The sequence below is a fragment of the Streptomyces sp. NPDC002690 genome (assembly GCF_053592415.1).
Window position 1 is genome coordinate 1 of record NZ_JBSFVR010000292.1, and the last position, 9611, is coordinate 9611.

A 9611-nucleotide genomic window follows, 5' to 3' on the forward strand; every position below is an offset into this window, starting at 1 on the left:
CCCGCAGCCCTGTTGCTCAGGGAGGCGGGCCACAGGTGTTGTGCGGCTCCCGGACTGGTCTGGGGGTGGGGCTGCGGGTCAGCTCGCGTTCGTGGTGAGGTAGTTGTGCAGACCCGGCACCTTGAGCGTGCCGCCGAACTGCCCGGCCTGGGTAACCTTGACGTTCGTGAAGAACGCGAAGGGCACGTTGATCGGGGGCGGGGCGGTCGGGCTGAAGGTGATCGGGATGATGCCGAAGAGGTTGCCCTTCAGCTCCTCCGTGTACATCGTCACCTGGCCGTCGCGGATGGTGGACGTCGAACCCGCCCGCGCCTGGACGTGGGTGGTGGTGCCGTCCGGACCGACCGCCTTCTGGTGCAGGTCCTTGATGTCTATGGAGTCGGCGGTGAACTTCAGGACCTTCTTGACCTTGCCGTCCGCCGTCTTCACCTCCACGATGCCCGCGTAGTCCAGCCCCGTGAGGGTGAGCAGCGAGGATTCCAGAATCCACGGGTCGGCCGGCAGCAGGGGTACGCCCGGCTCCAGTTCGGCCGCCGCGAGGGCTTCCGGGTCCTCGGTCGGGCACGGGAACGGCTGCTTGGCGCCGTCCGGGATGTCCTCGTCCTTCTTGGCGTCGAGGCCCTTGGCGTCCTCGTCCAGTTCCTCGACCGTCTGGCCCGCCTCGGCCGCCGCCGCGCGGATCTCCGCCTCGGTCTTCTCGGCGGTCTCCTCGGCCTTCGTGACCGCCGCGTCCTTGGCCGCGGAGGCGTCGGAATCCGAGGTGCCGGCCGGCTCGTCCGTGGCGGAGCCCGTGGACTCCTCGGCTGCCGGAGTCTCGGTGGTGGTGCTGGGAGACGGGGTCGCCTTGTCCGGGTCGAGGCTGTCGAAAAGGCCCTTGATCGCGTCGCCGACACCGAGCGGGTCGAGCGGGTTGGTGCTCTCGGTCGCGGACGGGGCCGGCTCGGCTGCGGACTTCGCCGCCGCGGCCGTCCCGTCCTTCGACGCGTCGGCGGCGGGCGCCTCCGACGTCGCGGACGGGGACGGAGTCGTGGTCGGCGTGGCGCCGGAGCCCTTGTCGTCGTCCTTGTCCTCGCCTGCGCCTGTCGACGCGGAGTCGGAGGCCGAAGGCGACGGAGAAGCCGACGTCGTCGGTTCCGGCGACTCACTCGGCTCGTCGGACCGGGTGACGCACGGTCCGGGCGCGTACGGGATGTCCGAAGCGTCGTCGGCCATGGCGAGCTTGGGCGTGAGGCCCATGCCCACGAAGACCGCCGTCGGCATCGCGGCGAGCGCGAACGCCTTCTTCCCGGACGGCAGGTTGAGCTTCATCAGCAGCGACTTGCGGGGGGCCGCATGACGCGGGCCTCTCCGCTCGCGGGCGGCTTCGCCCGCGAAGGTGTCGGAGTACCCGTCTTCACGCACGGTGCCTCCCGCCGTCGGCGTCGGCGTCCACCGCCGTGTCGTAGGGGGCAGGCTGCTGCGCGGGGAAGCTCGTGATTCCGTGGGACTCCCCCGAGGGCGAGCCGCTCGCGAACGCCGGCTCGTCGGTGCCGTGGGCGACCGGAGCCGAGGGGAAGGGCACGTACTCGGAGCTCGGGGGGCCGTCGGGGCCCTCGGCTTCTTCCTTCGGCTCTCCCGGGGCCCAGGAGACGGAGAGGGCGCCGCCGAGCATCGCGAGGACGAAGCCCATGACGAACCCGCCGAAGTTGGCCACGGGTATGGAGATCAGCCCGAGCAGGATCGCCGCCACGCCCGCGAACACTCGGACGATGTGATGGAACCACATCGTCAGGCCCAGCGTGACGAGCAGGACCCCGATGATCAGTGATCCCGCACCGGCGGTGGTGGACATCGCCAGAGTGACGTTGCCGAGGTGCATGTTGGCGTACGGGAAGTAGGCGATGGGTATACCGCCCGCCATGGTGAACAGGCCTGCCCAGAACGGCCTGTTCCCCCGCCAGGTGCGGAAGCCCCGCCGGAAGACGGTGAGGTAGTGCTCGTTCTGCCCTGTGGACTCGGGGCTCATGGAAAACAGCTCCCTGGAACCGGTACTGCTGTGAGAAAGGGAGGGTGGGTGGCCGGAGCCCTTGTCGCGGGCCCCGGCCACCCGAACTGAATGCCTACTCGCACTCGTTCGCGTCGTGGTTCAGGCGCAGGCTGAGGTTGCTCAGCTTGAAGGTGCCGGCGGTGGTGGCCCAGGCCCTCTGCGACACATTGGTCAGCGTCGCGTGCTCGGCGCGCTGGCCGAAGCCGTTCGCGTTCGCCCCGGTGGTCTTCGGCTGGATGCCGAAGTTGTCGTTGCTCTCCTTGCCGAGCTTGCCTGCGGCGACACCGATGTCGATGTTCTCGAAGTAGGCGTCCGCGTCGAGCTGGGAGACGTCAAGGTACAGGTCGGTCGCCTCAACCGGGTTGTCCGCCTTCGTACCGGCCGTCAGCTTCAGCGTCCACGTGCCAAGGCCCGGGATCGGCGTCACGACCGACTGGCACATGTTCGTGATTTTCGCGTAGCTGAAGCCGGAGACCGCGACGGGGTGGGCCCCCGCGTCGCCTGCGGCGACATTGCCGTACTGGACGAAGTCGTCGCCCTTGAGCTCGTCGGCAGTGACCTTGAAGTCCTGCCCCGAGATGCTGAACGACGCGGCGAGCGCACCCTGCGCCAGGCCGACGCCCACCGCAGCGGTCGCGACGACGCTCGGCACCATGACCAGGGCGAAACGCTTCCATCTCGTTCCACCGCGAACCTGGGAACTCATATATTTCCTCCTTCTCGGACGTACATCTCCGGCCGGGCTCGTGCCCGTCCTGGGATGGGAGAAGTGCTACGTCCTCGGGAAGGAGAGCGCCCGCTCCGGAGGCGTGTACCGCATCCGATGCACCGGCGATCACCCCCGAGCGACAAACCACTGACCGCGCGGTCCGCGCAGCCGGTCGGACAGGCCCCGCCCTCGGGCAGGAACCCCCCTGTCCTGGGTCGGCGCGTGTTCCGCCGGCCCGCCCGGTGGGGACCAACTGCCCCCGGCGCCGACTGGCGGTCGAGCTGGCGGGTATTGGACCGAGCGTGGCCGATCGTGGTGCATTCGGGGCCCGTGCACAAGGGGTGTCGTTACTCGCTAGTAACGGGCTGATAACCGACCCGCGACACCGGGGCACGACCCGGCCACGCAGGGTGGCACGAATGGGACACCCGAATCAGAGGAAAACACCGCGCAACCGGGCAGAAAACCCGAGATGATTTACTGCCAGTAACAGCGGCTCATTTGGTCAAGATTTGGCAAAGCAGGGCCCGGGAAAGGCCCGAGTTGTCGCCCGGACGCGAAAACGGCCGTGCCGCCCGGTGGGCGTCACGGCCGTCTTGTCACATAGGAACAAGTCACGTCTCAATGAGTCGAACCGGAACGGAGCGCATCAGAACAGCACGCGCGCCAACGCCGTACGGGCCGCGGCGACCCGGGGGTCGTCCGGGCCGATGACCTCGAAAAGCTCCAGCAGCCGCACCCGCACCGCGTCGCGGTCGTCGCCGAACGTACGGCGGACCGTCTCCACGAGGCGCCCGAACGCGTCCTCGACATGGCCCCCGACGAGGTCGAGGTCCGCACCGTCGATCTGGGCGGCGACATCGGCAGGGTTCGCGGCGGCCTTGTCCCGCACCTCCTGCGGGTTCATCTTCTGTACCCGGGCCAGGAGTTCGGCCTGCGCGAGGCCCAACTTGGCCTCCGGGTTGCCCGGGTCGTCGGAGAGGACATTGCGGTACGCCTGCACCGCGCCGGGGAAGTCGTTGGCGTCCAGGGCCACCGAGGCGGCTTCGAGGAGCGCGTCGTACGGGCCGGCCGGGACCTCGGCGGGGGCCGCGTCGGTGCCCTCGGCGTCCGTGTCGACGACGATCCCGGTGAGGCCGAAGCGCTCCTCGCCGACCTGGATCAGCTGGTCCAGGGTCTCGCGGATCTGGGCCTCGGGCGCGGCCCCCTGGAAGAGCGGGAGGGCCTGTCCCGCGACGACGGCGAAGACCGCCGGGATGCCCTGGATACCGAACTGCTGCATCAGCATCTGGTTGGCGTCGACGTCGACCTTGGCGAGCAGGAAGCGGCCGTTGTACGCGACGGCCAGCCGCTCCAGCAGGGGGCCGAGCTGCTTGCAGGGCTCGCACCACTCGGCCCAGAAGTCGATGACGACGGGTACTTCGGCGGAGCGCTGGAGGACGTCGCGCTCGAAGGAGGCTTCGTCGACGTCGATCACCAGGGCGGACGGCGCGACGGCACCGGTGCCCCCCTTGCGGGCGGCCTCGGCACGGGCCTGCTCCGCCTTGGCCTTGGCCTCTCCGGCCGCCTTGACAGCGGCGAGGTCGACGACGCCGCTCATGGACATGTTCCTAGGCTGCATACGTACATCCTCCCCCCTGCGCCCGCCGTTCCGGAAAGCGATCGGTCAACCGGGTCCCGCCGCCGCCCCGGCCGGTGTGCGGGGCAGGCGGACGGACACGGCTCGGGAGGTACGAACCCCCCGGTCGCGGCGCCGGTTTCCTGCCCTCCGGCACCGCCAGGTCGGCACCGGATCCCCATCCGGCGCCCCCACGTGGCTGTCGCTCGTTCGTGGCGCGGGCCAACGGGCCGATGCCCGGGGGTCCTTACGCTACGACCCGTAGCGTAACTGGCGAGTAGCCTCCCTGAACAGGACACCTCGGTGATCTGTCTCACCCGCACCCGGAGCGGGCCGCCGTACCTACTCGCGGGTAAGGTCGCTCCATGCCGAGCAGCAACGACCTCCCGTCCGCCCGCCCCGGCCGCCCCCGCAGTGCCGGTGCCGACGCCGCGATCCTGGAGGCGACCCGGGCGTCACTGGTCGAGCTCGGCTGGTCGAAGCTGACGATGGGGGACGTGGCGACGCGCGCCGGGGTCGCCAAGACGACGCTCTACCGCCGGTGGGCCGGGAAGAACGAGCTGGTCGTGGACGCCGTCGCCGTCCTCTTCGACGAACTCGAACTCCCCGACCTCGGCAGTCTCGCCGCCGACGTGGAGGGCGTGGTGCTCCAGTTCGCGGAACTGCTGGAGCGTCCGGAGACCCGGACCGCGCTGATGGCGGTGGTCGCCGAATCGACGCGCGACGCGGCCCTGCGCACCCGCATACAGGACTCGATCGTCAACCGCCAGAAGCGACTGGTGGTCCAGGGCCGACGACGGGCGCAGGAGCGCGGCGAGCTGCCGCCCGAGTCGGACGGCCGGACGGCTTCACTGGCGGCCGATCTGATCTTCGACGTGATCGCGGGCGCGGTGGTGCACCGGACGCTGGTCAGCGCCGAGCCCGTCGACGCGGACTGGGCCCGGCGCTTCACCGCGTTGCTGCTGTCCGGCCTGGGCGTGGTGGCGTAGCACCACCACGACCCCGGGGCCGGAACGGACGGCCGTCGCGATGGCGCGGAAGCCCCGGCAGCACCCGCCCCGACCGCCTCAGAACCCCGGCGGTTCGGTGTAGACGCCCCACTCCTCGCGCAGGATCCCGCAGATCTCGCCGAGGGTCGCCTCGGCGCGTACCGCTCCCAGCATCGGCTCCACCATGTTCGAGCCGTCCCGGGCGGCGGCGAGCATCTCGTCGAGCGCGCCGCGCACCTTCGCCTCGTCGCGGGCCGCCCGGCGGGCGCCGAGGGCGCGCACCTGCTCGCGCTCGACCTCGTGGCTGACCCGCAGGATCTCCAGGTCGCCGGTGACCGAGCCGTGGTGGACGTTGACGCCGACGACCCGCTTCTCCCCCTTCTCCAGGGAGCGCTGGTAGGTGAACGCTGAGTCGGCGATCTCCCCGGTGAACCAGCCGTCCTCGATGCCGCGCAGGATGCCCGAGGTGATCGGGCCGATGGGGTGGCGGCCGTCCGGATGGGCGCGGGTGCCGCGCTCCCTGATCTGCTCGAAGATCTTCTCGGCGTCCGCCTCGATCCGGTCGGTGAGCTGCTCGACGTACCAGGACCCGCCGAGCGGGTCGGCCACGTTGGCGACGCCGGTCTCCTCCATCAGCACCTGCTGGGTGCGCAGCGCGATCTCGGCGGCCTGCTCGGAGGGGAGGGCGAGGGTCTCGTCGAGGGCGTTGGTGTGCAGCGAGCTGGTGCCGCCGAGGACGGCGGAGAGCGCCTCGACGGCGGTGCGCACGACGTTGTTGTACGGCTGCTGGGCGGTGAGGGAGACCCCGGCGGTCTGGGTGTGGAAGCGGAGCCACTGGGCCTTGTCGGTCCTCGCGCCGTACGTCTCCTTCATCCAGCGGGCCCAGATGCGGCGGGCGGCGCGGAATTTGGCGATCTCCTCGAAGAAGTCGAGGTGGGCGTCGAAGAAGAAGGAGAGGCCGGGGGCGAAGGCGTCCACGTCGAGCCCCCGGGAGAGGCCCAGCTCCACGTATCCGAAGCCGTCGGCGAGGGTGTAGGCGAGCTCCTGCGCGGCCGTGGAGCCGGCCTCGCGGATGTGGTAGCCGGAGACGGAGAGCGGCTTGTACGCCGGGATGACGCGGGCGCAGTGCTCCATCAGGTCGCCGATGAGCCGCAGATGGGGTTCGGGCCGGAAGAGCCACTCCTTCTGGGCGATGTACTCCTTGAAGATGTCGGTCTGGAGGGTGCCGTTGAGCACGGCGGGATCGACGCCCTGGCGTTCGGCGGCGACGAGGTACATGCAGAAGACCGGGACGGCTGGGCCGCTGATCGTCATGGAGGTGGTGACCTCGCCGAGGGGGATGTCCCGGAAGAGGACCTCCATGTCGGCGGCGGAGTCGATGGCGACACCGCAGTGGCCGACCTCGCCCAGCGAGCGTGGTTCGTCGGAGTCCCGGCCCATCAGGGTCGGCATGTCGAAGGCGACACTGAGCCCGCCGCCGCCCGCGGCGAGGATCATCTTGTACCGCTCGTTGGTCTGCTCGGCGTTGCCGAAGCCGGCGAACTGGCGGATGGTCCAGGTGCGGCCCCGGTAGCCGGTCGGGTGGAGTCCGCGGGTGAACGGGTACTCGCCGGGCCAGCCGATCCGCTCGAACCCCTCGTACGTGTCGCCGGGTCGGGGCCCGTACACCGGGTCCACCGGGTCCCCGGACAGGGTGGTGAAGTCCGCGTCGCGTGTGCGGGCCTGGTCGTAACGGGCCTGCCAGCGTCGGCGGCCCTCCTCGATCGCGTCAGCGTCCATACCGTCGAATTTACTAGGACGTCCTACTATCTGTCGATGACAAACCGCCCGGCACGCGGACGGAGTCCGGTACGGGGCGGTTCGGGTCGTGCGGACGGGGCCGGGCCCGCCGGGCGTCAGCCGTTCTTGACGGGGCTGCCCTGCTCGGACCGGTTCGCGGCGGCGGCCGGAGCGGCGCCCGCGATCAGCGGCTCGACCTCGCGGACGACCGTGCGCTCCACGAAGAACGCGGCGGTCGGGATGGTGCCGGCGACGAGCACCCAGAGGAGCTTGCCGACCGGCCACTTCGCCTTGGACCCGAGGTCGAAGGCGAAGAGCAGATAGATGATGTAGAGCACGCCGTGGATCTGGGAGACGACGAGCGTCAGGCCCTCGCCCTTGTCGAATCCGTACTTGAAGACCATGCAGAGGCAGAGGATCAACAACATGACGGCGGTGACGTAAGCCATCACCCGATAGCGGGTCAGCACGCTGCGTTTCATGACATCGAGACTAGCGGGAGCCCGGGGGCGATCTTGCAGCGGGCACACCCCGGCGGGAGCGGCGCGCGAGCGGCCCGCCGGGCGGCCCGCGCGCACCCGATCAGGCGTCCTCGAAGTCCTGCGCCGAGACCCGCAGCGGCCGGAGCATGGCGAAGATCTCCGCGCACTCCTCGGCGTCGTACGCGCCCAGCCCGAAGTCCATCGCCATCAGTTCCTCGGTGGCCGCCTCGACCACCTCGCGGCCCTTCGCCGTGATGGAGGCGAGCGTGCCGCGCCCGTCGTTGGGGTTGGGGCGCTTGTCGACCAGGCCCGACCGCACCAGCCGGTCGACGGTGTTGGTGACCGAGGTCGGGTGCACCATCAGGCGCTCGCCGATCTTCGACATCGACAGTTCGCCCTGCTTGGAGAAGGTGAGCAGCACCAGTGCCTCGTACCGGGCGAACGTCAGCCCGTACGGTTTCACCACCGCGTCGACCTCCGCGAGGAGGATCTGCTGAGCCCTCATGATCGAGGTGATCGCCTGCATGGAGGGCACGGGACCCCAGCGCTGCTGCCAGAGCTCGTCGGCGCGGGCGATGGGATCGAAGGGGAGGCTGAGCGGCTTCGGCACGGCTCCGACCTTACCCACTGGTCACATCGCCGCGAGCGCCGTCTCGGAGTTCGGTACCGAATACGCGTACGGGGAGGCGCGGTGCGCCCTGAGCGCCCGAACGGGGCCGGTTCGTCCGGCACGTGGTTGACGCTCCGGGGCGGCCGGTGTCGCAGCACCACGCTCCGTGACCGATATGTCAGGATCGACGGCATCTCTGTATCTCGCGGGGCACGCCCGGGCGTGCCCCGCACGGGTGTCCCGCTCCGCGCCCGTTCCCCGTAAGCCACCGTGTAGAGCCACTGTCAGGGGGCTGGATGTCCGGCCGCAGGATCTTGCCCGCAGTCTCCGCTGCCGTGGCCGTGTCGGCCGCCCTCGCGGTGGGCTGCTCGTCCCCGCCGGGGACGCCGTCCGGAAGCGCGGAGTCACCCACCGCGAGCGCCGCGGACGCCCACCGGGGCGGGTCCGCGTCGTCCCCCTTCTGGGTGGACCCGGAGAGCGACGCCGCCCGTCAGGTCAGCGCCTGGAAGGAGGCGGGGCGCCTCGCGGACGCGGAGCTGCTGGAGCGGATCTCCACCCACCCGGTGGCCGACTGGCCCGCGGGCGACGACCCGGAGGACGACATCCGCACAGCGGTGCGGGGCGCCTCGGCCTCGCGGCAGAGCGTGCTGTTCGTCGCGTACAACATCCCGCACCGCGACTGCGGGGCCTACTCGGCCGGCGGGGCGGCGGACCCGGACGCCTACCGGAAGTGGATCGAGCGGTTCGCCGCCGCGATCGGGGACGCCCCGGCGACGGTGGTCCTGGAACCCGACGCCGTCGCGCACGTCGTGGACGGCTGTACCCCGCCCGAGAAGCACACGGAGCGGCTCGATCTGCTCGCCGCGGCGGTGGACACCCTCAAGGCCCACCCGGAGACCGAGGTCTATCTCGACGCCGGGAACCCGGACTGGCTCGCCGACCCCGGCAAGCTGGTCGAACCGCTCCGCCGGGCCGGCATCGACCGGGCGGACGGCTTCTCGCTCAACGTCGCCAACTTCCAGACGAACGACACCGTGAAGGCGTACGGGGCGCGGCTCTCCGCCCTCCTCGGCGGCGCGCACTACGTGATCGACAGCAGCCGCAACGGCCGCGGCCCGCTCGCCGAAGGCCGCTCGGAAGCCTGGTGCAACCCGCCGGGGCGGGCCCTGGGCACTCCCCCGACCACCGACACCGGGGACGAGCGGCTGGACGCGTACCTCTGGATCAAGCGTCCGGGCGACTCCGACGGTCCCTGCCGGGGCGGCCCGGCGGCCGGCGCCTGGTGGCCGGGGTACGCGCTCGGCCTGGCCCGGGCCGCGGGGTCCTGACCAACGCCGCTTCCCGGCGACGACAACATCGTCTTCGCCAAGCCCGGATTCTCCGTCATCGCCACCGCCA

Annotated in this window: 9 protein-coding genes; 2 read left to right on the forward strand and 7 right to left on the reverse strand. The window is 70.8% G+C overall.

Going from position 1 to position 9611, the window contains the following annotated elements; all coding sequences use genetic code 11:
- Nucleotides 1–78: 78 nt before the first annotated feature.
- The 4 genes from ACWD3D_RS27720 to ACWD3D_RS27735 form a co-directional block, all read right to left on the reverse strand.
- Entirely contained in the window at nucleotides 79–1401 is a 1323-nt protein-coding gene (locus ACWD3D_RS27720) for a hypothetical protein (RefSeq protein WP_451463513.1), read from the reverse strand.
- Nucleotides 1394–2005: a DUF6114 domain-containing protein gene (locus ACWD3D_RS27725; protein WP_451463514.1), complete on the reverse strand. Its 612-nt coding sequence runs from the start codon at nucleotides 2003–2005 to the stop codon at nucleotides 1394–1396. Before ACWD3D_RS27725 ends, ACWD3D_RS27720 begins: the two co-directional genes overlap by 8 nt.
- A 94-nt stretch (nucleotides 2006–2099) precedes the next feature.
- Complete coding sequence (locus tag ACWD3D_RS27730) at nucleotides 2100–2732, reverse strand: DUF6230 family protein (protein ID WP_451463515.1); 633 nt, start codon at nucleotides 2730–2732, stop codon at nucleotides 2100–2102.
- A 652-nt stretch (nucleotides 2733–3384) separates the two neighbouring features.
- The gene (locus ACWD3D_RS27735; RefSeq protein WP_451463516.1) at nucleotides 3385–4356 is read right to left on the reverse strand and encodes a tetratricopeptide repeat protein; all 972 of its coding nucleotides are present in this window, start codon (nucleotides 4354–4356) and stop codon (nucleotides 3385–3387) included.
- 362 nt (nucleotides 4357–4718) lie between these two features.
- Here ACWD3D_RS27735 and ACWD3D_RS27740 point away from each other — a divergent pair, with 362 nt between their 5' ends.
- Nucleotides 4719–5342, forward strand: coding sequence for a TetR/AcrR family transcriptional regulator (locus ACWD3D_RS27740; protein WP_451463517.1), 624 nt, complete (start codon nucleotides 4719–4721; stop codon nucleotides 5340–5342).
- 78 nt (nucleotides 5343–5420) lie between these two features.
- Here the strand turns inward: ACWD3D_RS27740 and ACWD3D_RS27745 are convergent, their stop codons facing one another.
- The 3 genes from ACWD3D_RS27745 to ACWD3D_RS27755 form a co-directional block, all read right to left on the reverse strand.
- A complete protein-coding gene (locus tag ACWD3D_RS27745; RefSeq protein WP_451463518.1) occupies nucleotides 5421–7121 on the reverse strand; it encodes an acyl-CoA mutase large subunit family protein in 1701 nt (566 codons plus the stop codon).
- A gap of 116 nt (nucleotides 7122–7237) precedes the next feature.
- A complete protein-coding gene (locus ACWD3D_RS27750) occupies nucleotides 7238–7603 on the reverse strand; it encodes a DUF3817 domain-containing protein (protein ID WP_451463519.1) in 366 nt (121 codons plus the stop codon).
- Nucleotides 7604–7703: 100 nt separating this feature from the next.
- Nucleotides 7704–8213: a MarR family winged helix-turn-helix transcriptional regulator gene (locus tag ACWD3D_RS27755; RefSeq protein ID WP_451463520.1), complete on the reverse strand. Its 510-nt coding sequence runs from the start codon at nucleotides 8211–8213 to the stop codon at nucleotides 7704–7706.
- A 296-nt stretch (nucleotides 8214–8509) separates the two neighbouring features.
- Between ACWD3D_RS27755 and ACWD3D_RS27760 the strand changes: the two genes are divergently transcribed.
- Nucleotides 8510–9541, forward strand: a complete 1032-nt coding sequence (locus ACWD3D_RS27760) for a glycoside hydrolase family 6 protein (RefSeq protein ID WP_451463521.1) — start codon at nucleotides 8510–8512, stop codon at nucleotides 9539–9541.
- Nucleotides 9542–9611 lie beyond the last annotated feature (70 nt).